At 69.8% G+C, this 23,816-nt stretch carries 26 protein-coding genes; 12 read left to right on the top strand and 14 right to left on the bottom strand.

All coding sequences use genetic code 11. The features are described from left to right. Positions 1-30 precede the first annotated feature (30 nt). From ATSB10_RS02155 to ATSB10_RS02140, 4 genes are all read right to left on the bottom strand, one after another. The gene (locus ATSB10_RS02155) at positions 31-729 is read right to left on the bottom strand and encodes a glutathione binding-like protein (RefSeq protein WP_063670223.1); all 699 of its coding nucleotides are present in this window, start codon (positions 727-729) and stop codon (positions 31-33) included. Between the two features lie 75 nt (positions 730-804). Next, positions 805-1,473, bottom strand: coding sequence for a hypothetical protein (locus ATSB10_RS02150; protein ID WP_063670222.1), 669 nt, complete (start codon positions 1,471-1,473; stop codon positions 805-807). A 251-nt stretch (positions 1,474-1,724) separates the two neighbouring features. Next, the gene (locus tag ATSB10_RS02145; RefSeq protein WP_063670221.1) at positions 1,725-4,238 is read right to left on the bottom strand and encodes an excinuclease ABC subunit UvrA; all 2,514 of its coding nucleotides are present in this window, start codon (positions 4,236-4,238) and stop codon (positions 1,725-1,727) included. A 176-nt stretch (positions 4,239-4,414) separates the two neighbouring features. Then, positions 4,415-5,053, bottom strand: a complete 639-nt coding sequence (locus ATSB10_RS02140) for a hypothetical protein (protein WP_157468999.1) — start codon at positions 5,051-5,053, stop codon at positions 4,415-4,417. Positions 5,054-5,204: 151 nt separating this feature from the next. On the opposite strand from ATSB10_RS02140, the gene ATSB10_RS02135 reads away from it, so the two are divergent. The 3 genes from ATSB10_RS02135 (at position 5,205) to ATSB10_RS02125 (ending at position 8,088) form a co-directional block, all read left to right on the top strand. Then, positions 5,205-6,338, top strand: a complete 1,134-nt coding sequence (locus tag ATSB10_RS02135; RefSeq protein ID WP_063670219.1) for a Cache 3/Cache 2 fusion domain-containing protein — start codon at positions 5,205-5,207, stop codon at positions 6,336-6,338. Between the two features lie 37 nt (positions 6,339-6,375). Beyond that, complete coding sequence (locus ATSB10_RS02130; protein WP_063670218.1) at positions 6,376-6,957, top strand: hypothetical protein; 582 nt, start codon at positions 6,376-6,378, stop codon at positions 6,955-6,957. A gap of 63 nt (positions 6,958-7,020) precedes the next feature. Beyond that, positions 7,021-8,088, top strand: a complete 1,068-nt coding sequence (locus tag ATSB10_RS02125; protein ID WP_063670217.1) for an NAD(P)H-dependent flavin oxidoreductase — start codon at positions 7,021-7,023, stop codon at positions 8,086-8,088. 9 nt (positions 8,089-8,097) lie between these two features. On the opposite strand, the gene ATSB10_RS02120 is transcribed toward ATSB10_RS02125, so the two are convergent. After that, a complete protein-coding gene (locus ATSB10_RS02120) occupies positions 8,098-8,451 on the bottom strand; it encodes a TfoX/Sxy family protein (RefSeq protein WP_063670216.1) in 354 nt (117 codons plus the stop codon). After that, on the bottom strand, positions 8,451-8,978 hold the full coding sequence (locus ATSB10_RS02115) for a nuclear transport factor 2 family protein (protein ID WP_063670215.1): 528 nt from the start codon (positions 8,976-8,978) through the stop codon (positions 8,451-8,453). The genes ATSB10_RS02120 and ATSB10_RS02115 overlap by 1 nt, the downstream gene beginning before the upstream one ends. 156 nt (positions 8,979-9,134) lie before the next feature. On the opposite strand from ATSB10_RS02115, the gene ATSB10_RS02110 reads away from it, so the two are divergent. From ATSB10_RS02110 to ATSB10_RS02095, 4 genes are all read left to right on the top strand, one after another. Next, on the top strand, positions 9,135-10,265 hold the full coding sequence (locus tag ATSB10_RS02110) for an MBL fold metallo-hydrolase (RefSeq protein WP_063674302.1): 1,131 nt from the start codon (positions 9,135-9,137) through the stop codon (positions 10,263-10,265). 102 nt (positions 10,266-10,367) lie between these two features. Next, on the top strand, positions 10,368-11,312 hold the full coding sequence (locus ATSB10_RS02105) for an alpha/beta hydrolase (RefSeq protein ID WP_063670214.1): 945 nt from the start codon (positions 10,368-10,370) through the stop codon (positions 11,310-11,312). 59 nt (positions 11,313-11,371) lie between these two features. After that, entirely contained in the window at positions 11,372-11,884 is a 513-nt protein-coding gene (msrA, locus tag ATSB10_RS02100; protein ID WP_063670213.1) for a peptide-methionine (S)-S-oxide reductase MsrA, read from the top strand. Between the two features lie 84 nt (positions 11,885-11,968). Continuing rightward, positions 11,969-12,424, top strand: a complete 456-nt coding sequence (locus ATSB10_RS02095) for a hypothetical protein (protein ID WP_063670212.1) — start codon at positions 11,969-11,971, stop codon at positions 12,422-12,424. A gap of 18 nt (positions 12,425-12,442) precedes the next feature. Here ATSB10_RS02095 and ATSB10_RS02090 read toward each other — a convergent pair whose 3' ends face one another. Next, positions 12,443-12,910 (bottom strand): YybH family protein, encoded by a 468-nt coding sequence (locus ATSB10_RS02090; protein ID WP_063670211.1) that lies wholly within the window; start codon positions 12,908-12,910, stop codon positions 12,443-12,445. A 64-nt stretch (positions 12,911-12,974) separates the two neighbouring features. Beyond that, positions 12,975-13,343, bottom strand: coding sequence for an ArsR/SmtB family transcription factor (locus tag ATSB10_RS02085; protein ID WP_063670210.1), 369 nt, complete (start codon positions 13,341-13,343; stop codon positions 12,975-12,977). Positions 13,344-13,449: 106 nt separating this feature from the next. Here ATSB10_RS02085 and ATSB10_RS02080 point away from each other — a divergent pair, with 106 nt between their 5' ends. After that, the gene (locus ATSB10_RS02080) at positions 13,450-14,196 is read left to right on the top strand and encodes a glucose 1-dehydrogenase (protein ID WP_063670209.1); all 747 of its coding nucleotides are present in this window, start codon (positions 13,450-13,452) and stop codon (positions 14,194-14,196) included. A 231-nt stretch (positions 14,197-14,427) separates the two neighbouring features. On the opposite strand, the gene ATSB10_RS02075 is transcribed toward ATSB10_RS02080, so the two are convergent. Continuing rightward, positions 14,428-15,312 carry an aldo/keto reductase family oxidoreductase gene (locus ATSB10_RS02075; protein ID WP_063670208.1) on the bottom strand — a complete coding sequence of 295 codons (885 nt, stop codon included), beginning with the start codon at positions 15,310-15,312 and terminating at the stop codon, positions 14,428-14,430. A gap of 113 nt (positions 15,313-15,425) precedes the next feature. Here ATSB10_RS02075 and ATSB10_RS02070 point away from each other — a divergent pair, with 113 nt between their 5' ends. Beyond that, positions 15,426-16,334, top strand: a complete 909-nt coding sequence (locus tag ATSB10_RS02070; RefSeq protein WP_063670207.1) for a LysR family transcriptional regulator — start codon at positions 15,426-15,428, stop codon at positions 16,332-16,334. 357 nt (positions 16,335-16,691) lie between these two features. On the opposite strand, the gene ATSB10_RS02065 is transcribed toward ATSB10_RS02070, so the two are convergent. Continuing rightward, a complete protein-coding gene (locus ATSB10_RS02065) occupies positions 16,692-17,765 on the bottom strand; it encodes a threonine aldolase family protein (RefSeq protein WP_083966048.1) in 1,074 nt (357 codons plus the stop codon). A gap of 86 nt (positions 17,766-17,851) precedes the next feature. Beyond that, positions 17,852-18,979, bottom strand: coding sequence for a hypothetical protein (locus ATSB10_RS02060; protein WP_063670205.1), 1,128 nt, complete (start codon positions 18,977-18,979; stop codon positions 17,852-17,854). A gap of 179 nt (positions 18,980-19,158) precedes the next feature. On the opposite strand from ATSB10_RS02060, the gene ATSB10_RS02055 reads away from it, so the two are divergent. Next, positions 19,159-19,950, top strand: a complete 792-nt coding sequence (locus tag ATSB10_RS02055; protein ID WP_063670204.1) for a YiiX/YebB-like N1pC/P60 family cysteine hydrolase — start codon at positions 19,159-19,161, stop codon at positions 19,948-19,950. Positions 19,951-20,093: 143 nt separating this feature from the next. Continuing rightward, complete coding sequence (kch, locus tag ATSB10_RS02050; protein ID WP_063670203.1) at positions 20,094-21,296, top strand: voltage-gated potassium channel protein; 1,203 nt, start codon at positions 20,094-20,096, stop codon at positions 21,294-21,296. Positions 21,297-21,302: 6 nt separating this feature from the next. Here kch and ATSB10_RS02045 read toward each other — a convergent pair whose 3' ends face one another. Continuing rightward, on the bottom strand, positions 21,303-21,854 hold the full coding sequence (locus ATSB10_RS02045) for a hypothetical protein (RefSeq protein ID WP_063674301.1): 552 nt from the start codon (positions 21,852-21,854) through the stop codon (positions 21,303-21,305). Positions 21,855-22,022: 168 nt separating this feature from the next. Between ATSB10_RS02045 and ATSB10_RS02040 the strand changes: the two genes are divergently transcribed. Continuing rightward, positions 22,023-22,763, top strand: coding sequence for a glutathione S-transferase family protein (locus ATSB10_RS02040; RefSeq protein WP_083966047.1), 741 nt, complete (start codon positions 22,023-22,025; stop codon positions 22,761-22,763). Between the two features lie 93 nt (positions 22,764-22,856). Here the strand turns inward: ATSB10_RS02040 and ATSB10_RS02035 are convergent, their stop codons facing one another. Both ATSB10_RS02035 and ATSB10_RS02030 read right to left on the bottom strand, forming a co-directional pair. Next, positions 22,857-23,231 carry a carboxypeptidase-like regulatory domain-containing protein gene (locus ATSB10_RS02035; RefSeq protein WP_083966046.1) on the bottom strand — a complete coding sequence of 125 codons (375 nt, stop codon included), beginning with the start codon at positions 23,229-23,231 and terminating at the stop codon, positions 22,857-22,859. A 200-nt stretch (positions 23,232-23,431) separates the two neighbouring features. Continuing rightward, positions 23,432-23,770, bottom strand: a complete 339-nt coding sequence (locus tag ATSB10_RS02030) for a hypothetical protein (protein WP_063670202.1) — start codon at positions 23,768-23,770, stop codon at positions 23,432-23,434. Between the last annotated feature and the right edge of the window lie 46 nt (positions 23,771-23,816).

The raw sequence follows: 23,816 nt of genomic DNA, 5'->3' as shown, positions 1-23,816 counted from the left end.
CCTACGGGTTTCCGCTGCCGGTGCGCCCGCCTAGGCGGGGATCGCCAGCCCGCGCTGCACCGCCGGCCGCGCCAGCACCCGGTCCAGCCACGCCGCCACGTGCGGATAGCGATGGAACTGCACCAGCTCGCGCGCCTCGTAGAAGCCGATCAGGTTGCGCACCCAGCCGGCGGTGGCGATATCGGCGATGGTGTACTCGTCGCCGATCAGCCAGGTGCGGTCGTCCAGCCGGCTGTCGAGCACACCGAGCAGGCGCTGCGACTCGGCCACATAGCGCTCCAGCGGCCGCTTGTCTTCGTATTCGCGTCCGGCGAATTTGTGGAAGAAGCCCACCTGGCCGAACATCGGTCCGATCGCCGCCATCTGGAAGAACACCCACTGGATGGTCTCCCAGCGACGCAACGGATCGGCCGGCAGGAAACGCCCGGTCTTCTCGGCCAGGTACATGAGGATCGCGCCGGATTCGAACAGCGCCAGCGGTTCGCCGCCGGGACCATCCGGATCGAGGATCGCCGGGATCTTGCCGTTCGGGTTGAGCGCGAGGTACTCCGGCAGCTGGCTCTCGTTCTTCATGATGTCGATCCGGTGCGCCTCGTAGGGCAGACCGGTCTCTTCCAGCATGATCGACACCTTTACCCCGTTCGGCGTGGCCAGCGAATACAGCTGCAGCCGATCCGGGTGCTGCGCGGGCCAACGTCGAGTGATCGGGAAATCAGCAAGGCGCGACATGGGGTGCTCCGGGGGAAGGGAGTCGACAGCCTGCCAGAACTTCCGCTGCCGTGGTGCGCGTGGAAACCGCTCCGCTCAGGAACCCGGTTGCGATGCCGCACCTGGCAGCGCAGCGGGTGATGCCACGGCAGCGATGCGACGCAAGTCGTCGGACGACATGGCCGGCGGCGGCAGGCGCATGTCGCGCACCAGGCGCACCCGGTCCAGGCCGCGCTGGAAGTGCAGGCCGAGGCGGCCGACCATGTAACCGGGACGCCCGTAGTCATCCGGACCGAAAGTGTCCGGCTGGGTCGTCACCTCACGGCAAGGCAGGCGTCCGAGGAAGATCTGGTCCACCGCGTTCGCGCGGTAGTGCTGGCGTTGCGGGTGACTGTGGATGTCCACGCCGGTGGCGAGCATGCCGAGCGGACAGGCGTTGGTCACCGGGCTGGCGACATGCGCCCCGACGGTGAGCAGCACCGTGCCCCATGTGGCGCCATCGGGCGTGCGGCAGAGATTGCCGATCGCCTCCACCCCGTGCTTGCGCGTCCACGCGCGCAGTACGTAGGCGACGCGCACGGCGAAGCCATCCATGCCGGCCGGCGTGTCCGGCGCACGCAGTTCACCGATCCGGTGTACCGGCACGTCGTGCCCATGCACCGTGGCATGGGCCACCACCACCGGCGCTTCCGCCCGCACCTGCCAGGGCAGCAGCACCGCCCACACCAGCACACCCACCTTGATCGCCCGACGCATGTCCCACATGGCTCGTTCCTTCCGCTCGGCCACCCGCGCATGGCGTGCAGGCGCCCGTCACGCCCGCGCCTGCGGGCATGCGTGGATGACGTCATGAATCACCCGGCGACGAAGCGACCGGGTCCCGTGCCGGTCCGGCAACGCCGGCGCAGGGCACGAGATTGATCCTGGGCTTGCCGCCGGCCGAGCGCGAGCGCTGCGCGACGGATGCGCCTCATCGGCGACGAAACCGGGTCCCGAAAGAACAAAAGCGCCGCGCGTCAGCCGGCGAGATGCCGCGCAGTGACGCCGATGCCCGCGGCCACCACTGCGGCCGGCGTGCCCTGCGCCACGATGCGACCACCCTCGTCGCCTGCACCAGGCCCCAGGTCGATCATCCAGTCGCAGGCGGTGATCACACGGCGATCGTGCTCGACCACGATCACGCTGTGGCCGGTCTCGACCAGCCCGCGCAGCTGCGTCATCAGGCGGTCGACGTCGGCCGGGTGCAGGCCGGTGGTGGGTTCGTCCAGCACGTACAGCGTGTGGCCACGCGCCTGGCGCTGCAGCTCGGTGGCCAGCTTGATGCGCTGTGCCTCGCCGCCGGAGAGTTCCGTCGCCGGCTGGCCAAGCCGCAGGTAGCCCAGGCCCACGTCGCGCAACGTGGCGAGCGAACGCGCCAGCGCCGGCACGGCGTCGCCGAAGAACGCTACCGCGTCGTCCACCGTCAGCGCCAGCACCTCGGCGATGTGGCGGCCGTTCCAGCGCACCGCCAGCGTGTCGTCGTTGTAGCGGCTGCCATGGCAGGCCGGGCACGGCGCATACACCGAAGGCAGGAACAGCAGCCCGACCGAGACGAAGCCCTCGCCCTCGCAGGTGGCACAGCGCCCCTTGGCCACGTTGAAGGAGAAGCGGCCGGCATCGAACCTGCGCCGTCGCGCTTCCGGCGTGGCGGCGAACAGCTTGCGCACGTGGTCGAACAGGCCGGTGTAGGTGGCCAGGTTGGAACGCGGCGTGCGGCCGATCGGGCGCTGGTCGACGGTGACCAGGCGAGTCAGCGTCCCCATGCCCTCGACGATGCGTCCGCCGGCCGGCGCGGGGGTATCGCCGGGCAGCTCGTCGCCCTCTTCTTCCACTGTCGGCGCCGTGCCCAGCGCACGACCGACCAGTTCGACCAGCGCCTGGCTCACCAGGCTGGACTTGCCCGCGCCCGAGACGCCGGTCACCGCGGTCATCACGCCGAGAGGAAATGCCACGTCGGGTCCATCGACGTTGTTGCGTGTGATCGCTTCCAGGCGCAGCCATCCGATGGGCTCGCGTGGTGTGTGCGGTGGCGCTTGTTCCTGATCGAACACGTAACGGCGTGTCGCCGAGGCCGCGCACTCGGCCAGCCCCGCCAGCGGACCGGCGTGCAGTACCTCGCCACCCCGGGTGCCTGCGCCGGGACCGATGTCGATCACCCAGTCCGCCGCGCGGATCACGTCCAGCTCGTGCTCCACCACGAACACCGAATTGCCGCCGGCCTTCAGCCGCGCCAGCGCGCGCAGCAGGGCTTCGGTATCGGCCGGGTGCAGGCCGGCGGACGGCTCGTCCAGCACGTAGACCACGCCGAACAGCTGCGCCTGCAGCTGGGTGGCCAGCCGCAGCCGCTGCAGCTCGCCCGGCGACAGCGTGGGCGTGCTGCGCTCCAGTGACAGATAGCCGAGGCCGAGCTCGACCAGGGTGTCGATGCGCGCACCGACGTCAGCGACGATGCGTGCGGCAACCAGCTGCATCTCGGGATGCCCGTCGTGGCGCGAGGCCATGTCGTCCAGCGTGGCCCGCAGCTGTCGCGCCAGCTCGCGCAGCGGCAGGCCCGAGGCGTGAGCGATGTCATGCCCACCGAAGGTGACCGACAGCGCCTCGGGCCGCAAGCGCCGGCCGTCGCAGGCCGGACACGGGCGCGCCACCATGTAGCGCGCCACGCGCTGCTTGATCGCCGCGCTCTCGCTCTGCGCAAAGCTGTGCATCACGTAGGCGCGCGCGCTGACGTAGGTGCCCTTGTAGTTGCCCGGCTCGCCGCGCGCGTAGGCGGCCTGCGCCACTTCCGGCGCCACGTCGCGGTAGACCGGCACCACCGGCTGCTCGTCGGTGAACAGGATCCAGTCGCGCTGCTCGCGCGGCAGCTCGCGCCAGGGCCGGTCCACGTCGTAGCCCAACGTGGTGAGGATGTCGCGGTAGTTCTTGCCCTGCCAGCCCTGCGGCCAGCAGGCGACGGCGCGCTCGCGGATGGTCAGCGAGGGGTCCGGCACCATCGAGGCCTCGGTGGCATCGAACACCTTGCCCAGGCCGTGGCAGTCCGGGCAGGCACCGGCCGGCGTGTTCGGCGAGAACGCATCCGACTCCAGCAGTGCCTGTCCCGGCGGGTAATCGCCGGCGCGCGAGTACAGCATGCGCAGCGCATTGGACAGCGTGCTCAGGCTGCCGACGGTGGAGCGCGTGCTGCTGCCGCCGCGGCTCTGCTGCAGGGCGACCGCCGGCGGCAGGCCGTCGATGCGATCGACCGCCGGCGCACCGGCCTGCTCGATCAGCCGCCGCGCATACGGCGCCACCGACTCGAAGTAGCGCCGCTGCGCCTCCGCATAGATGGTGCCGAAGGCCAGCGATGACTTGCCCGAGCCGGACACGCCGGTGAACACCACCAACGCATCGCGCGGGATGTCCACGCTGAGGTTCTTCAGGTTGTGCTCGCGCGCGCCGCGCACACGCACGCAGCCGTTGTCGGCGTCGCCTGGCCCGCCCTGCTCCGCCGTCATGCCTTCCGGCTCCACAGGTGAAAGGCCCGACGACGGGTGACGTGGCACTTGGCAGACATGCAGGAGACTCGCAGCAAACGGAGTGGGCCGGAGCGGCCCTCGCCACTCCGTTCAGCCGTGCAGTCTACGCAAGCGCAACGGCTACCGCCTCGTTTGATCTGTCGTGGACCGCCGACTCAATTGGCTGCGTGCATGCGCTTGATGCGCACCGCGGACCCGCCCTTGAAACGCACGACGAACGTCGCCCCCTCGTGCACCTCACTTACCACCGGCACGGCCTGCGGTGGCGTGGAGTCGAGCGTGGTGCGGCTGTTGGCCACTTCCAGGCCGACCGGTACCAGCGTCATCGGTGGACTGAACGGCTTGAAGGCGACGAAGTGCGAGGCGCAACCCATGCAGCCACCCTGGATCACCGGCATCCGCTGCATCCAGATGAAGTACTTGTTCTCGTGCCGTATCCACACCCGCGACTCGCTGTGCCGGATCGGGCCCACCGCACCATCGGCGTTCCATACCCGCACTACATGCGCGGTGCGGCAGTCCGCCGTGGCGCACTCCTGCAGCACCAGGTACTCGTCGTCATTGAGGTGCACCGGCTGCACGCTGAGGATGTCGTCCTTCACCAGCGCCCTGGCCGGGAACACCACGGTGGGCATCCGTGGATCCACCCGGAAATTGCCGGAGATGAGATAGCCGCCGTGGGAGCGCGTGTAGGGAGCGGTGACCGTCACCCCAGGCAGGCTGGTCTGGCCAATCGCCGCCAGCGGCACGAGGCACGCAAACGCAAGAAATCTCGGAAATGAGCGGGAAGCCATGCGCGGAGACTCCTGTCGTCGAGGCCTTCCTGTCGGAGCCCCGAACCTTACGCCGTATGGCCGGAACAGAACAGTGCGCGCGCTTCGCACCGGAGCACGTCGTGGCTATGCTGCGGCAGCCGGTCCGGCGCTGTGACCCGGGGGGGACGCCATGCTTCGACACTCGCTGCGGGTTCGCCTGTTGCTTCCCGTCCTGGCGCTCGTGCTGCTGGCCACCGTGGCGGTCACCGTGGTGCTGGCCACGGTCGAAGCCGGGCGCGTGCGCCGCGATGCGACCATCGCCATGGATCGCGAAACCAGCGCGCTGCAGAGTCTGCTGGCCGTCACCCGCACGGTCATGCTCGACCGTGTACACGACGGTATGCGGCTGCTGCAAAGCCAGGCAGCCGCGCTCGGTGCACCGCATCCCGGCGGGCCGCTCGCCCTGCCGGGGCGGTCGCAACCGGTGAACGACCTGCTGCTGGGCAACACCCCGCAGGGCGACCGCTTTGCGCTGGTGGACAGCGTCACGTCCATCATGGACGGTACCGCGACGATCTTCTCGCGCAGCGGCGACGAGTTCGTACGCATCGCCACCAATGTGCGCAGGGAGGATGGCAGCCGCGCCATCGGCACCGTACTCGACCCGCAGGGACCGGTGATCGAACGAATCCGCCGGAACGAGAGCTACTACGGCGTCGTCGACATCCTCGGCAATCCGTATGTGACCGGCTACGAGCCGATCGTTCCGACCGATGGCGGCCGTGCGATCGGCATCTGGTACGTCGGTTACAAGACCGACCTGAAGGCGCTCGACCGGGTGATCGGCAACAGCCGGCTGCTCGATTCCGGCTTCGTCGCGCTGTTCGATGCCCGCGGCACGCTGCGTTTCCATTCGCGAACCGGCGCCACCACACGCCCGGCCGACATCGATCGCATCGTGAAGGAACGGCCGGGGGACTGGGTGATCCGCAGCCAGGCGGTCCCGGGCTGGGGTTTCACCCTGGTCGCGGCCTATCCGGCCAGCGACGTGAACGGTGCGATCGTGCGGCAGTCGGCGTGGATCGTCGCGATCGGCCTGCTGGTGTGCGCCCTGCTGCTGGGGTTGCAGTCGGCACTGATCTGGGTCCGGGTGCTCAAGCCGGTGCAGCACCTGACGGACGTGGCCGAGGAGCTGAGCCGCGGCCGGTGGAGCCACACCATCGCCGAGGTGGACCTGCACGACGAGATCGGTACGCTGGCCAGGGCGATCACCCGGCTGGCCAACAGTGTCCGCCTGGCGATGGACCGCTTGGGCAAACGTTGAAGCCGCCACCCCGAAGCACGCAGAGGCACGTCGCCCCATGGCCAACGAACTCCGCCCCCTGATCGAGATCCTCCGCGACCTGCGGGCGCTTTCGCAGCAGAAGGCATCGGGCTTCTTCTTCGTGGTCACCGAGGACAATCACTCCTGCACGATCCGCCTGCACGGCGGCCAGGTGGAGGACGTGGTGTTCAGCCGTCATCGCGGGGACGAGGCCGTGCAACTGCTCGCACGCGTGCCGGGCGGCCGCGCCCGGTTCCAGGCCGACCCCGGCCGCTCCGGTCCGGTGAGCGTTACTCTCGGGGCCGCCTCGCAGTCCTGGCTCGCCGGCGGCTTCGAGCAGGAGGCTCCGGCACCGCCGCTGGCGCCGGAGCCGGCAGCGGAGACCGGCACATCGGCGCATGCCGGGGTGGAGTGCCTCACCGGGCGGCAACGCGGCATCATCGAGCGCATCGCGCTGGACCATTTCGGGCCGATCGCCGACCTGTTGTGCGAAGAAGCGCTGGGCCGCCCCGGCAGCATCGACCGTGCCCTGGTCGAGCTGGCTTCCAACCTGCCTGCGCGGGACCAGGAGGACAGCTTCCTCGCCGAGGCGCGCCGCGCCCTGGGCCTGTATCGCTGACCGGGTGGAACAACACCGTGCCGGAGGCGGACAATCGACAGCCCCATCCTGCGGGAGCCCGCCATGCCTCCACGTCCCGATCCTCGCCTGGCCCGATTGCTCGGCATCGAGCATCCGCTGCTGCTGGCGCCAATGGCCGGTGCTGCCGACGAGGCGCTGGCCATCGCCGTGGCCCGGGCCGGCGGACTGGGCTCCCTGCCCTGCGCCATGCTCGACGCCGACACGCTGCGCGCCCAGGTAACGCGCTTCCGCACCGCGATCGAGGCGCCGATCAACCTCAATTTCTTCTGCCACGTCGAGCCGCTGCCGGATACCGTCCGCGAAGCACGCTGGCGCGAGCGGCTGGCGCCCTACTACGACGCGCTCGGCGTCCCCCGCGACACGCAGGCCCCGGCCGCGCAGCGGCGCCCGTTCGACGAACAGGCCTGCGCCACGGTCGAATCGTTGCGCCCGGAAGTGGTGAGCTTCCACTTCGGCCTGCCCGCACCGGAACTGCTGGCGCGGGTGAAGGCCTGCGGCGCACGTGTACTGGGCAGCGCCACCACGGTGGCCGAGGCGCGCTGGCTGGCCGCGCACGGCTGCGACGCGATCATCGCCCAGGGCTGGGAGGCGGGCGGCCATCGCGGCTCGTTCCTGGACGCCCCGGTCGCGACGCAGCCGGGCCTGCTCGCCCTGCTGCCGCAGGTCGTCGATGCGGTCGATCGGCCGGTGATCGCCGCCGGCGGCATCGGCGACGCGCGCGGCATCCGCGCGGCACTCGCGCTCGGGGCCGCGGGCGTGCAGCTGGGCACCGCCTTCCTGCTCAGCGACGAAGCGCGCATCCGACCGTTGCATCGCGCCGCGCTGGCATCGGCGCGAGCCGCGCAGACGGCGGTGACCAATCTGTTCTCCGGCCGCCCTGCCCGGGGCATCGCCAACCGGCTGATGCGCGAGCTCGGGCCGATGTGCGACGACGTGCCCGCCTTCCCGTCCGCCGGCAGCGCCCTGGCGCCGCTGCGGCAGCGCACCGAACCGGACGGTATCGACGACTTCGTCAACCTGTGGGCCGGCGAGGCAGCCCCGCTGGCGCAAACCGGTCCGGCCGAAGCGATCGCCCGTGCGCTGATCGACGCTTTCCCGCCATCCGGCTGATCGCTGCCGTCAGCGCTTGCGCGGAGCCCCGGGCCTGGCCACTTTCGGCCCCTTGGGTTTGGGCCGCGGCAGCGCCGCGGCCGTGGCGACGAGCAGACGGCCGAGCCGCTCGCCGTCATCGAGCACATCATCCATCCGCCAATGCGGTTTCGCCCCCGGGTAGGGCGGCGCCTCCTCCACCGTATCGAGCAGCGCGCGACCGGCGGTGGTCGGCTTGACGAAAAGCATGTTGTCGCAGACCAGCGCGACCACGCGCTCGTCCAGGTAAAGCGCGTACTCGCCGAACATCTTCCGGTACGAAAGCGCGCCGCCGAGCCCGGCCTGCTCGCAGACGTAGGCGACGAAATCGACATCCGAGCCCATCAGGACTTCGCCCCCGGAGTGGCCATCGACCGGGCGCGGGTCTTCGGATCGGTGGGGCAGCCGGTCGTCTGTGCGTTGTAGGCGATGCCGCTGATGCGCCACTGCCCGCTGCCGTCGCGCACCAGCGAGAAGCTGTCGATGCCGCAGTGCGAGAAGGCGCCGTCGAGATGGAAATCGTAAGGGGCCCACACCTGCGCCAGGCCATCGCCCAGCAGCACCTTCGGCGACCAGATGCGCTCGCGCCACTCGCCCTTGCCGGTAGCCAGCGCCTGCAGGAAGTCCTCATCGCGCTCCATCCTGATCGTCCCGTCGGGCTTGCGCACCGCGAACACGGCTCCCGGCACGAGCAGGGCCCGCATCGCCGCCGCGTCGTGCCGGACCATCGCGGCGAAGGTCTGGTCGATCACGGCGAGTACCGCCTGGCGCCCGCTGGCGGACGTGCCCGCCGCGAAGACGGGTGCGGCGACGGCCAGAGCCGTCGCGGCGAACGGGATCATTGCGGCACGAAGCAGGGGGCGCTGGCGCATGGCGGCACTCGAAGAAGGAAAAGGTGGCCAGAGCATTGCGCGTTTGCCCGCGCCTTGCACCTGACTTCACCCGGGCCTTGCGGCACATGCGACTTGCGACGGGAGGCTTCCGTACCCATGCAGATGGCTTCCGCCAACGATCCACGCGAGGTATCCATGCGTTCCTTCGGAAAACTGGCCCAGGGCGCCCGGCTGGAACGCCTGCGCGACCTGCCGCTGTGGGACGGCGATCGCCTGCGCAACATCCACCCGATGCTGCCCGGCCTGCGCGATCCGGCGACGCCGCGCCCGTCCCTGCGTGAATTCCTCTGCGAGGACGCCGAGCGGCGGCCATCGGCGCCATTGCCCGCGCACGATCCGCGCGAAGCCTGGCAGCGCAAGCCGGCCAGCGGCCTGCGCGCGACCTGGCTGGGCCACTCCACCGTGCTGCTGGAGATCGACGGCTGGCGCGTGCTCACCGACCCTGTGTGGGGCGAGCGCGCCTCGCCGTTCACCCTGATGGGGCCGAAGCGCTTCCAGCCGGTCCCGGTCACGCTGCGCCAGCTGCCGGAAGTCGACGCGGTGGTGATCTCGCACGACCACTACGACCACCTGGACTACCCGACCATCCGCGCGCTGGCGAAGTCGAACGTACCCTTTGTCACCTCGCTGGGCGTGGGCGCGCACCTGGAGGCCTGGGGCATCGCGCCGGAACGGATCACCGAACTGACCTGGTGGGAAACCCATCGCGTCCCCGGGACCGGCCTGACCGTGACCGCGGCCCCGTCGCAGCACTTCTCCGGCCGCGGGCTGAAGGATCGCAACCAGACCTTGTGGTCCTCGCTGGTGCTGTCCGGCGAGCGGCACCGCGTGTTCTTCAGCGGCGACACCGGCCTGACCACCGAGTACGAAGTCATCCGCGACCGGCTCGGCCCCTTCGACCTGGTGATGCTGGAAGTCGGCGCCTTCCACCCGTCCTGGGGCGACATCCACCTGGGTCCGGAGAACGCGCTCCAGGCCCATCGCATGCTTGGCGGCGGCGTGCTGCTGCCGGTGCACTGGGGCACGTTCTCGCTGTCCACGCATGCCTGGGACCAGCCGGTGGAAACCCTGCTGGCGCAGGCCGATCCGGCGCACGCGCACCTGCTGCTGCCGCGCCTGGGCGAACCGGTGGAACCGGGCGAGCGACGGCCCGCCTCGCCGTGGTGGCGACAGGCGCATGCGGGCAAGGCTGCCGCCACAGGGGCGCCCCCCGCGTCGCCGATCGGCGAGGGCGACGACACCGGGCTGCCCTGGCCCCTCGACTGAGCGGGACACCCGGCCGGCTGCAAACGTATGCAACCGGCCATGCGCTTCCGGCGGCACCGGCTTGCTGCTATCCGTGACGCTTCGCAACACGCCCGCCCCCCGATGCCCACGTCGCCTGTCCGCCTGATCGCCCGCCTCGCCCTGCTGATCGCCGTCGTCGCCGTGCCGGCGATGGCCTTCGGATCACCGCCGCTGCCGCACGTGGCTGCCGGCCGCATCGTGCGGATGCAGGAGAGCTCGCGCTTCGTGCCGCCGCACACGGTGGACGTGTGGCTGCCGCCGGGCTACCCCGCGCAGGCGCCCTACGCGGTGCTGTACATGTTCGATGGCAACATGCTGTTCGACGCCACGCAGACCTGGAACCACCAGTCCTGGCGCGCCGCCGACACCGCCACCAAGCTGATCCGCGAGGGCCGCACGCGCCCGTTCATCATCGTCGGCATCTGGAACGCCGGCGACCGGCGCGAGAGCGAGTACTACCCGCAGAAGGTCTGGCGCTCGCTCACCCGCGCGCAGCGCGAACGCGCCCGCGCGATGGATCTGAAGCTGCCGGTGGATCCCTATTCCGATGCCTACCTGCGGTTCCTCGTGGAAGAGCTGAAGCCGCGCATCGACGAGCGCTTCCGCGTGGCTGGCGATGCCGCCGACACCGCGGTGATGGGCTCGAGCATGGGTGGCCTGATGGCGATGTACGCGATCAGCGAATACCCGCGGGTGTTCGGTGCGGCCGGCTGCCTGTCCACGCACTGGCCAGGGACCGCGCTCAAACCGCGGGAGGGCAATCCGAGCCCGGACGCCTTCGTCGCCTACCTGCGGGCGCACGCCCCTGCGCCGGCCGGCCACCGCGTCTACTTCGACCACGGCACGGCCACGCTGGATGCGATGTACGCACCGACCCAGCAGCGGGTGGACCAACTGTTCCGCGCACGTGGCTACAACGAGGCGGATTTCCAGAGCCTGGTGTTCCCCGGCGGCGCACACACCGAGGCCGCCTGGGCGGCGCGGCTGGATCAGCCGATGACGTTCCTGCTGCCGCCACGCCGTTGAACCTGATCCCCCGCTGCCCCACGTACAGGGGTTCCGTCTCTTCTGCAGGAGTTGCCGCCGTGAACGCATCCACCGAACGCGCCATCCTCGCCGGCGGCTGCTTCTGGGGCGTGCAGGAACTGATCCGCCAGCAGTCCGGGGTGGTCGCCACGCGCGTGGGCTACTCCGGCGGCGACGTGCCCCATGCCACCTACCGCAACCACGGGAGCCACGCCGAGGCGGTGGAGATCGTGTTCGATCCGGCGGTCACCAGCTACCGCACGCTGCTGGAGTTCTTCTTCCAGATCCACGATCCGACCACGCGCGACCGGCAGGGCAACGACACCGGCATGAGCTACCGCTCGGCGATCTACTACACCAGCCCGGAGCAGAGGGCGGTCGCCGAAGACACCATCGCTGACGTCGAGGCCTCCGGCCTGTGGCCGGGGAAGGTGGTTACCGAGGTGGCCCCTGCCGGCGATTTCTGGGAAGCCGAGCCCGAACACCAGGACTACCTGCAGCGCTATCCGGACGGCTACACCTGCCACTTCGTGCGGCCGGGCTGGAAGCTGCCCCGGCGCGACCGCGCCTGAGCGAGGCTCGCCGGAGCGGTGTGGGAATCACACGCCGGGCCCACCGGGGCGGGCCGCTGCCACGGGCCTGAGGAACCAGGAACTGTGGAACTCGTCTTCACCAAGGGAACCGGCAAGTACGACCGGATGGACGTGCGCAGGAACGGCGTGCCGACCGAGGCCATCGACTGCCCCAAGCAGGGGATCATTCCGCACGACATGGTCCACTGCGCGGTGGAAAGCACCCTGCATCGCCGGGGCTTCATCGGCAGGGTCCACGACGGCGAGCCGGCGTCGTTCCAGATGCAGGGCGACGCCGAGAGCGACGGCGTCGAGCGGTTGGTCGAAGTCTTCCAGGGCGACGGTTGGTCGGGCTGGAATACCCCTCCCGCCGACATGCTGGATCTGTACCTGGTCACCTGCCGGGCCCGTGCGTGCGAACCCTTGCCGGTGCGGGTGGACGACGTAGACGCGATCCGAAGCTGCCTGCTCGGGCTGACCGCGCGCTGGGAGCCCCTCGCTGCCGGCGAGTCGCTGACCCTGCAGTTCGAGCGGCCATGAGTCGCCGCGCCGTCGTGCTCAGCTGGTGTGGTCGAGGATGATCTTCCAGCCGTCAGGCGTCTTCTCCCACAGCAGCGAATAGACGCCATCGTCCTGCGCGACACTGCCGTGCGCCTTGCGATCGAGATGGAAGTGGCCGGTCACCACGGCGTAACGCACCGCGCCGGACGCACCGGGCAACAGGCGGACGTCCAGATCGGAGAAGGTGAGCTGCCCCATCTGATCCCTCGTCGCGTAGTGCTCACGGTAGCTGGCGAGGATCTCCCGGTAGCCCTTGCGCACCGAGCTGCCGACGAAGGTGGTGTCCGGGGCGTCCTTGTAGCCTCGCATGAAGCCATCGACGCCACCCCGGTTCCAGGCCGCCTGCTGGTCGGCCATGACCCGGCGGATCGCCGATGCATCATCGACCGGCGCAGCCGCGTGGGCCACGGCGAACGTGCCGGCGAGCAGCAGGACCACGACGGCGTGGCGAAAGAGACGGTGCATGGCGGTTTCCCGTGGTGGACAGGCCACCGATGCTAGCGCGTGCGTTGTGTCCGGTGCGTCCGGATCAGCGGGAAGAGGGTCTGCGCCGGGTGGCCTTGGTGCGCTCGGCGGACTGCACCTTGTGGGCATTCATGATGGCGCCGATCAGGCCCGGGAAGCGCTGCTCGATCTCCGGGCAGCGCGAGGTGTTGCGCATCTCCACGCCATGGCGCTCGCTGCGGATCAGCCCAGCCTCGCGCAGCACGCGGAAGTGCTGGGACAGGGTGGACTTGGGAATGTCTCGATCCCGGATGGTCAGGAAGGTGGAACAGGTCTGCGCGCAGCCGGCATTGGCCAGCTCGGCGTAGATCGCCACCCGCACGGGATCGGACAGCGCATGGAGGATCGCCTCCACGCTGATGTCTTCGATCGAGGGATGGGTCAGGGGCCGCATGGCGGCGATTCTAGCAGCCCTTGATTCTTTGTTCTTAAGTTCATAAGTTACGAACTACGGCATTTAAGAACCCGTTCATCCCACCCCGCACACAAGGAACCACCCCATGAGCAAGCTCACCGGAAAAGTCGCCCTGGTCACCGGCGCCTCCAAGGGTATCGGCGCGGGCATCGCCCGCGCACTGGCCGCCGAGGGCGCGGCCGTCGTCGTCAACTACGCCTCCAGTCGCGCCGGCGCCGACGCCGTGGTCGCCGACATCGCCAAGGCCGGCGGCAAGGCCGTCGCCGTGGGTGGCGACGTGTCCAGCGCGGCCGACGCCAGGGCACTGGCCGACGCGGCCATCGAGCACTTCGGTCGCCTCGACATCCTCGTCAACAACTCCGGCGTCTACGAATTCGGCGCGCTGGAAGAAATCACCGAGGAGCATTACCACAAGCAGTTCAACGTCAACGTGCTCGGCCTGCTGCTGGTCACGCAGGCGGCGGCGAAGCACATGGGCGAAGGCGGCAGCATCGTCAACATCAGCTCGCTGGTGACCCGCATCGTGCCGCCGGCCAGCGCCGTCTACAGCGGCACCAAGGGCGCGGTGGACGCGATCACCGGCGTGCTGTCGCAGGAGCTGGGCCCGCGCAGGATCCGCGTCAACGCGGTGAACCCGGGCGTGGTGTCGACCGAGGGCACGCAGTCGGCCGGCATCATCGGCTCGGAGTTCGAGGCGGGCGCCGTGGCAAAGACGCCGCTGGGCCGCGTCGGCCAGCCGCAGGACATCGCCTCGATCGTCACCTTCCTCGCTTCGGACGATTCGTACTGGCTCAACGGCGAGATCCTGTTCGCCGCCGGCGGCGCGCGGTAACGCTCTGATTGGCTGCGTTTTGCCCGTCATGCCAGCGGCTCTCAACGGCCGAGGGGCCGCTCATGCCGGGATCCAGCGTATACAGGCCGTTGAGAGCAACGGCGCTGGATTCCTGCTTGCGCAGGAATGACGAGCAAAATCAGAGTATCCACAAGCGTCGTCGCGGGCACCTTGCCGTGGATGCCCGAGCGGGAGACGGCCCGCCCTTCACCGGGCGGGCCGTTTCGTTTTTCAGTGCGCCGCCGCCTCGGCAGTGCCGATCTCGGACAGCTCGTCCATCACCGACGCATCCAGGGTGAGCGATGCCGCCGCGAGGTTCTCGCGCAGATGGCCGAGCGACGAGGTGCCGGGAATCAGCAGGATGTTCGGCGCGCGCGCCAGCAGCCACGCCAACGCCACCTGCATCGGCGTGGTATCCAGCCGACTGGCGATGGCCGACAGCGCGTCCGACTGCAACGGCGTGAACCCGCCCAGCGGGAAGAACGGCACGTAGGCGATGCCGAGCGGCGCCAGTTCGTCGATCAAGGCATCGTCGGCGCGATGCACCAGGTTGTAGTGGTTCTGCACGCAGACCACCTCGGCGATGCCACGCGCCTGGTGCACCTGCTTCAGCGTGGCGTTGCTCAGGCCCAGGTGACGGATCAGTCCACGTTGCCGCAGTTCCGCCAGTGCGGTGAACTGCGGCTCGATCGACGACTCGGTCGGCCGATGCACGTCGCCCATGATGCGCAGGTTCACCACGTCGAGGCGCTCCACGCCGAGGTTGCGCAGGTTGTCGTGCACCGCGGCGGTCAGGTCGGCCGGGCTCTGTGCCGGGTTCCACGACGCATCCGCCCCGCGCGTCGCGCCGACCTTGGTCACGATGGTCAGCTGCTCCGGATACGGATGCAGCGCCTCGCGGATCAGCTGGTTGGTCACGTGCGGACCGTAGAAGTCGCTGGTGTCGATATGGTCCACGCCGCTGGCGATCGCCTCGCGCAGCACCGCCAGCGCGGCGTCGCGGTCCTTCGGCGGGCCGAACACACCCGGCCCCGCCAGCTGCATGGCGCCGTAGCCCATACGGTTCACAGGCCGGTGCCCCAGCGTGAAAGTGCCTGCGTTCACTTGCTTGTCCATGGTGCGCTCCGTTCGGGATGCGGCCGGAATGCCGCGTTGGCCGACACTCTAGGTGCGCGCCGCCGTTCTGATAATCCGGCACAATCGGGACGACCCGTACGGAATTTCGCACAATGGACACCGAGCTTCGCGATCTCTTCGCCTTTCTTGCCGTGGTGCGCGCCGGCGGTTTCCGCGAGGGTGGGCGCGCCAGCGACATCTCCGCCTCGCGCCTGAGCGAAAGCGTGCGCCGGCTGGAATCGCGCCTGGGCGTGCGCCTGCTCCACCGCACCACGCGCAGCGTGGTCACCACCGAAGCCGGTGCGCGCCTGGCCGAACGCCTGTTTCCGGCGCTGGGCGAAGTGGAGGCGGCGCTCGACGTGGTGAACCACTACCGCGACCGCCCGGCCGGCACGCTGCGGCTCAACGTGCCAGCGACGGTGGCGCGGCTGGTGCTTCCGTCCATCGTCACGCCGTTCCTGAAGGCATATCCCGAGATCCGTCTCGACGTGGTGGTCGAGGAGAGCTTCGTCGACCTGCTGGCCGCCGGCTGCGACGCCGGCGTGCGCTATGACGAGCGGCTGGAAAAGGACATGATCGCGGTACCGATCGGCCCGCGCGTGCAACGCATGGCCACCGCGGCATCGCCGGCCTACCTCGCCGAGCACGGTCGTCCACGGCATCCGCGCGACCTGCTCGAGCACGCCTGCCTGCGCGGCCAGTTCGCCAGCGGCCACATCCCGACCTGGGAGTTCGAACGCAATGGCGAGATCGTGCGCATCGATCCGGAAGGCCCGCTGATGGTGCGCCTGGGCGCCGCCGCCGACCTCGCCCTGCGCGCGGCGATCGACGGGCTGGGTGTCATCCACCTGTTCGAGGCGTGGCTGCAGCCGTACCTGGAGCGCGGCGAGCTCGAACCGGTGCTGCAACCCTGGTGGCAGACCTTCAGCGGCCCGTATCTCTACTATCCCGGCCGCCGACACCTTCCCGCGCCGCTGCGGGCATTCGTGGATTTCGTGAAGGAGGCCCCTGCCCCGACATGAGACGGGGCGCTGGCCAGAGGTGGTATCGGATGCGCGCGGCGGCCCGCTTCCGCCCCTGCGTCGCAAGCGCCGCCGCTTCTCGGATACCCGCCTGAAAGGAGCCGGGCGTCTGAGCTGGAGAACCGACCACCCGGGGCCGGACCATCACGTCCGCGCCGCCCGCGCCGACCCGCCACCTCACTCCGTTCTTGGCCGACTGGGAGTGTGATCCATCTCAGGGCAGGGTCTGCCAGCCCCCGGCAACCGCCACCCGCTCGGACTGCTCCGACGCTGGCCCTTGAGCACGGCGTCGTGGCCTGCCGCACCAAGCGCTGAATCCGCCGCGGCAGAGTCGCCACCACGACATCGCGCCGAAGGTCATGCACCAGCGACGAAGCGCCGGATCGCGTCGGCGGCCTGCTCGACGGTCCAGTCGTCCGAGCCCGGCCCGATCTGGACCTCCACCATCGTCCAGCCGTCCAGCGGCGCCTCGGCGAACCCGTCGAACAGCCACCACTCGCCGGCTTCAGCCATCTGGCGATGCTGCGCGGCGAGGACGTCCGGCCGACCCGGCAACCACAACTGGAAGGCATTTGTGTGGGGGCGCGCCGGATGCACCCGCACCTGCGGCACGGCCACCAGCGCAGCAGCCAGGGCGCGGGCCCGCTCGACGAATTCGCCCATGCGCGGCGCCAGCCGATCCAGTCCGTCCAGTGCGCTGATCGCGTAGGGCCAGGCGGTGACGAGGTTGCCGCCGTAGCGGCTCTTCCACGGCGCCAGCGCGGCGATGAACGCCTCGCTGCCGGCCACCAGCGCGCCACCCAGTCCACCCAGTCCCTTGTAGTAGGCGACGTAGACGCTGTCGGCCAGCGCCGCCAGTTCAGCCTCGGCCACACCATAGCCGGCCGCCGCCTCCCACAGGCGCGCGCCGTCGAAGTGCAGCGGGATCGCACGCCCGCGGCACCACGTCGAGATCGCCCGCAACTCATCCAGCGGCGGCAGCAGGAAGCCGGCCCGTCGCAACGGCAGCTCCACCACCACCGCCGCCAGCGGTTCGGTCACGGCCTGCAGCGCGTCCAGCGAAAGCGGCCGGTGGCGACCCAGCCGGATCGCGTTCAGTCCCGCCGCCCGCTCCAGCGCACCGGCCTCGTCCATGTCCATGTGGCCCATGGGATGAATCGCCACGTTGCGGCAGCCGCGTGCGTCGGCGTAGGCCTGCAGCACGCACAGCTGGGCGGTGACGCCCTTGATGAAAAAGCGCCCGGCCGGCTTGCCCAGCCGTACCGCAGTCACCTGCTCCAGCGTCGCCACGGCACCGCCGGCGCCATACTCGTCCACCGCATCGCGTGCCGCCGGATGCGCCGCCAGGCGGGTCATCGTCTCGGCCACGGGTGGCGCGGGTGGGCGGGAGAGGAACAGCCGGCAGGCCTGCTTGAGGGCGGGGTCGGTCACGGGACGACGGCTCGGTCGGAAACAATCGTCCATTGTGCCCCGGCACCGACACCGGGGCACGGGCCGTTCGGCACGACTCGTCCAGGCTAGTGCCGCAACAGCGACAACACGACCTCCAGCACGATCAGCAGCACGATGGCGATCTCCAGCCACTCCGAACGCCGGCTCGAGGCCTCCTCGTACAACGCGGCGTAGGTGTCGCGGATGATCGCCAGCTTGCGGTCGACCGACGCGCTGAGCGCAGGCACGCGGAACAGGCCGAGTGCGGCGCTGTAGACGCGCGCCAGGTAGACGTCCTCGGTGACCTGCAGCGCGTTGTCCACCTTCTCGGTGAGCTCGGTCGCCTCGGCCACCAGCATGTACAGCCCGCGCGCAAGATGCGCGAAGCGACGCGCCGCCAGCAGCGAGCCGGTGCCGCGCGCCTCCTGCACCCGCGCGTACATCCGGGGCAGCTCGTTGTCGAGCAGCGTGTCGTAGTAGCGGAACTCGACTAGCTGGGCGTTCGCCACCTCGAGCACGTCGGCCACGTCGGAGTCGCCGCGCGGTTCGTAGACGAACGCGCGGTCCCAGGTGAGCAGGACCAGGTCGTCCGTGTAGTAGGAATAACCGTGCGCCAGCAGTTCCCGGCGGGCTCCCTCGGACAGCGGGCGCGACTCGCCCGACAGCAACGCCGCCAGGTCGACCCGTTCGCGCAGCGTGGCGGCGTCCAGCGGCTCGTCGAAGGCCTGCACCACGCCGAGCAGGTAGTCCTCCTGCAATGACGCGTCGACGGCCGGCCGGTCCAGCGCCGGGGCGATGGCTTCGACCACATGCTGGCGCAGCGTCGTCCACAAGGTATCCGGCGCGGCCGGCCCGACCTCACGGTCCAGCGCGTTGAAGCGCGCGGCGAACGCCGGCCACTGCACGTCGGCCAACGCAACGCGCACGGCGAAGGCGGCGACACCGAAGTCGTAGAGCCGCACGCGGACGCGGGCGGCAACCTCGACGCCGTCCAGCACGAGGGTCAACGGCTCCAGCGTCAGTTCCAGCGGCGGCACGTCGAAAGCCACCGCCTTGGGTGGCGCGGTGAGCAACCGGCTGCGCCGCCCTTCCGCGCCGGCCCGGGCCAGCCATGCGGCCTCGGCCCGACCCAGGTCGATCGCATAGGCGATATCGAACAACCGCAAGGCCACCAGCTCGCCGTTGCGCACCGTCACGGAAGATTGCTGTGTCATCACGCCATCTCCGAGGGTGGACTCCGTCCTTCGCGCGGACCCGCGGGCGCCCCGAAGCGCCCGGCGATGATCGGCCCGGTGCCGGGCAAGGTCAAGACGAGAACGGGAAGCCGGGGCCGGCACCGGATCCCGGGGGAACCGGCTAAGCTGCCGACGTCCCACAACTGGAGGACGACGGCGTGTTCCATCCCCTGGACTGGCTCGGCCGCCGCCTGGCGGATTTCCTCGCCAAGCCGCGCCCGGTGGAAATGCACTTCAGCACGTCCCGCTTCCGGCTGCTCCAGTTCTCGCTGCGCAAGGGCGACGTGCTGCTGGTGGAGGGCAGCAGCCGCTTCAGCACGGCGGTGAAATACCTCACCCAGTCGAGCTGGTCGCACGCGGCGCTGTACGTCGGCGACACAATGCTGGCGGAGCGACCCGAACTGGGACCGCACGTGCTCATCGAAGCCGATGTGGCCGATGGCGTGCGCGCCGTCGCACTGCACAGCTACAAGAGCATGCACACCCGCATCTGCCGGCCGATCGGGCTCGACAAAGAGGAGCTGGCGGCAGTGATCGAGCACGCCCGGCGACGACTCGGCCAGCAGTACGACGTGAAGAACATCGTCGACCTTATGCGCTACCTGATGCCCACCCCGCCGATTCCCGGCCACCTGCGTCGCCGCCTGCTGGCGCTGGGCAGCGGCGACCCGACGCGGGCGATCTGTTCGTCGCTGATCGCCGATGCCTTCCAGAGCGTGCGCTACCCGATCCTGCCCCTGGTCGAACCGGCCGACCGCCGGCGCAAGGGTGCGCGGCAGGCGCGTCGCGAGATCCTGCACATCCGCAACTCGCGGCTGTTCGCCCCGCGCGACTTCGACATCTCGCCCTACTTCCTGATCGTCAAACCGCTGCTGGAGCAGCAGTTCGACATCCACCAGCTGCGCTGGGCCGAGCCGGAACAGCTGCCCCGGGACGACGGCGAGGATTGAGCCGCCGCGCCTCGACGGGCGTCGCCGGCCGGAGGCGGGCGGCGGGTAACGGAGGCAGCGGCACGCGGAGAGCCTGACGGAGTTTTATTCGGCGCGCGCAGGTCGTAACGTTCGACCACTTCGCTCTGCGACCGCTGGCCCCGATGCTGCAACCCTCCACCACGCAACGCCTTCGCCAGCGACTGACCGCCTGGGCGGCGGTCGCCCGGGCCGACCGCTGGTTTCCGCAATGGCCGCTGGCGGTCCTGCTGGCGCTGGGCGGCCGCTGGCTGTTGCAGGCCCTGCCCGCGGGCTCGCTGCACACCGTGCTCGGCGACCTCGTGCAGGGGCGACACGATCTGCCGCCCGGATCGCTCCCGCCGCTGCTGATCGGCGCGGGCATGCTGCTGTCGGCACTGGGGCTGCTGATGCGCTCGCGGCTGGCCTGGACCCTGGCGCTGCTGCTCAGCCTGACCGCGCTGACCAGCGTAGCGATCGGGCAGGCGCCGCACGGGCTCCACGCCCTGATCTACTTCGCGGTGCTGCCGCTGCTGCTGTTGTCGGCCTGGCGGCGCTTCGATCACTCCAGCCTGACCTCGGGCACGCTGTTCGCCCTGACCTCGGTGGCGATGCTGCTGCTCTACGCCACCTTCGGCGCCTACTACCAGGGCAGCGCCTTCCGGCCGCAGATCGCCGACCTGCCTACGGCGCTGTACTTCGCCGTGGTCACCATGAGCACGGTGGGCTACGGCGACATCACCCCGCAGACCGCCGACGCCCGCCTATTCACGGTGTCGATCATCGTGCTCGGCGTGGCGGTGTTCGCCACCTCGCTGACCGCGGTGGTGGCACCGATGGTGAGCCGCAGCCTGCAACGCATCGTCAATCACAAGGGACGCCGCATGAAACGCGAGAACCATTTCGTCGTGGTCGGCGACACGCCGCTGGCGGTCAACACCTGGCGCGAACTCAGCCGCCGCGGCCAGCCCGTCACGCGCCTGCTGCGACGCGCGCCGGATACCGCGCTGCCGGCCGACGTGGATGCCGTGTTCGGCGATCCCAGCGATGGCGACGTGCTGCGCCAGGCCGGCGCAGACAAGGCACAGGCGGTGATGGCGATGCTGGACAACGATTCGGACAACGCCTTCGTGGTGCTCGCCGTGCGCGAGATCGCCAGGGGCGTGCGCACGGTGGCGGCGGTCAACAACGCCAGCTACCTCGGCCGCGTGAAACTGGCCCAGCCGGATGTGCTGATCGCCCCGCAGATCCTCGGTGGCGAACTGGTGGCGATGCTGATGACCGGCGAGGAGATCAACGCCGACTTCGTACTGCACCGCGTGTTCCAGACGCCGGAGGCGCCCGCCTGATACGCGTCAGCCGCCGTAGCGCCTGGGAATCGGCCGGTCCGGCCGCTCGCCCTGCCAGTAGATCGTCACCACCCACCAGCGATGGCCGTCGTACATCAGCTGGAAGCTGTTGATGCCGCGCTGGAACGGCTTCTCGTCGGATGCGGCATGGCGCGACTCGTAGGTGCTGAACACCTGGACGATGTCGCCGTAGCGGTCGATCACCCGATGCGTCTCGCGCTCGAAGAACCCCTCGCCCTCGAGGAACGGACCGGCTGCCTGGATGTAATCCTCCACACTCATGACGCGGGCGGTGTTCACGCCATCCTTGCCCGTGTGCACGGCGATCAGCCGCGCTCCCGGAACGAACAGCGAGCGCAGGCGGTTCCAGTCGCGCTTCCGGCCCTTGGGGCCGGAGATGACGTCGTAGACCGCGGCCATGATGGCGTCCAGCGAGGACACATCCGAGGCGCGGGCGGCCGGCACCGGCGTGGCCGGCGGCGAGGCCTGGGCGATGGCGGAGGATGACGCCGCCGCAGCCATCCACAGCAGGCCACAGGCGGCAAGACTTCGAAGCATCGCGATGGTCAAGGCGGTTCCCCTGTCGGTCCAGGAAGCAGGCCACGGAGGCGGCCCGGCCGGTGCGGCCCAGGTGCCGCCCAATCTACCTCGGAGCGTGGCTGCTGACACGACGCTGTCAGCAGGCCACCTCGAAGATGGCGTCTCTTCAGCCAGGGAGCCACGGCCTTGTCCAACATCACGCTGTACGCCACCCGACCCGCCTTCGGCCTGCCCGATTCCAGCCCGTTCGTGATGAAGACCGAGGTGCAGCTGCAGATGGCCGGGCTCGCCTACGACAAGGTCGCGTCGATTCCCCCGCAGGCGCCGAACGGCAAGCTGCCCTACCTGGTGGACGGCGAGGAGACGATCAGCGATTCCACCTTCATCCGAGCGCACATCGAGCGCAGGTACGGCGTCGATCTCGACGCCAGCCTGGATGCACGCCAGCGTGCGGAAGCCTGGGCGATCGAGCGACTGCTGGAGGACCACCTGTATTTCGCGCTGGTCTGGTTCCGCTGGATCGACCCGGGCAACTTCGCCAAGGGCCCCTCGCAGTTCGCCAGCGGCGCGACGGAGGTCGAGCGCGAGCAGATGCGCCGCCTGCTGCAGGATCGCAAGCAGGCGGACCTGCGCGCCCAGGGTATCGGCCGTCACGCCCCGGACCAGATCGCCACGCTCGGCGAGCGCTCGATCGATGCGCTGGCTCAGCTGCTCGGCGACCGCAGGCATCTGATGGGCGAAGCATCATCTGGCGTCGACGCCACCGCGTTCGCGATGCTGGCCGGCGTTTCCACGCCGTTCTTCGACACGCCCCTGCGACGCGTCGTGGAAGCCCGCCCCAACCTGGTGGACTATGTCGAACGGATGATGCGGCAGTACTTCCCACTGCATGCATGGGTGGCCGGCACGCAGCCGGCACCGGCCTGATCGGCCACAAAAAAGAACCCGACGCCAGGGGCGTCGGGCTGTCGGCAACACCGTGATCCGGCGACGCTCTTCCGACGCCTGGTGCCGGGCGGTTCAGGAGCGGTCGGCCGCCTTTGCGCAATCGCTTTGCGTGCAGTCAAAGTTGACTTGGCTGCCGCGACCGACCATCACCGGCACCCTCGGATGGACCTTTACCGCCTTGCCGTCCACTTCAAGAGTCACGTCGTATACGCCGATCGGCAACGCGCGCAGCGAATAGCGGCCATCAGCGCCCACATGCGTCTTGCGCTGGTTTCCGTTGATGGTGCTGTGCGCAGCAACTACGTCACCGGCCGGTGCATGACCGAACACCGAGCCGGTCGTGGATTGTCCGAAAGCGGCCGCGGAAGCGACGAGACCAAGGGCAGCAACCACGGCGAGGCGCATGCCGCGAAGGGAGCGCGGACGATTGGCGTGGGTCTTGTTCATGGGGACCTGTTTCCTTGTGGCATCGGGGGAGATGGATGCACGCGGGCCGCCAGGGGTTTGGCGATGTGCCCGCGACGCGCGCCGTCCGCATGCGGACCGACGGCTGGCGCAGGCTAACCGCACCACGCCCTGCCTCGATGCGCCAAAGGTCACGAGAAGGCCACAGGTCATGGCCCGTCCCACGTATCGCGCGTCGGCGATCAGCCGTGCCTTGCGCAGCGGAAGCGCTCGCGGAACCGGTTGGCCTGGGGTTCGCCGGCGCCGAGATCGAGGTAGGTCGCCGGCCCGTGACAGACCCGTTCGGCGACACGCTGGCAGAGCCCCTGCGGATCGTCCGACGCCGTGCCCGGCGCCTGTGCCGCCAGAGTGCCGCGACAGGCGATCCAGGCGATGCCGTCAGGGCCGGGAGGGATCGAGCGGAACGCCTCCGCCCTGGCCAGGTCTCCCGCCAGCCAGTGGCCGCCGAAAGCCGCCCCGCCCGCCACCAGCAGCACCACCGCCAGCAGCAGGCTCCATCGAATCTTGCTTCGCCGTTGCATCCGTCCATCCTCCTGAAGACGCCTTCGACCGGCCCGCGCCGGCATC

Source organism: Dyella thiooxydans, from assembly GCF_001641285.1.
Lineage (GTDB): Bacteria > Pseudomonadota > Gammaproteobacteria > Xanthomonadales > Rhodanobacteraceae > Dyella_A > Dyella_A thiooxydans.
Note: the sequence above shows the minus strand (reverse complement) of the source record. Positions and strands in the feature narration are given on the sequence as shown.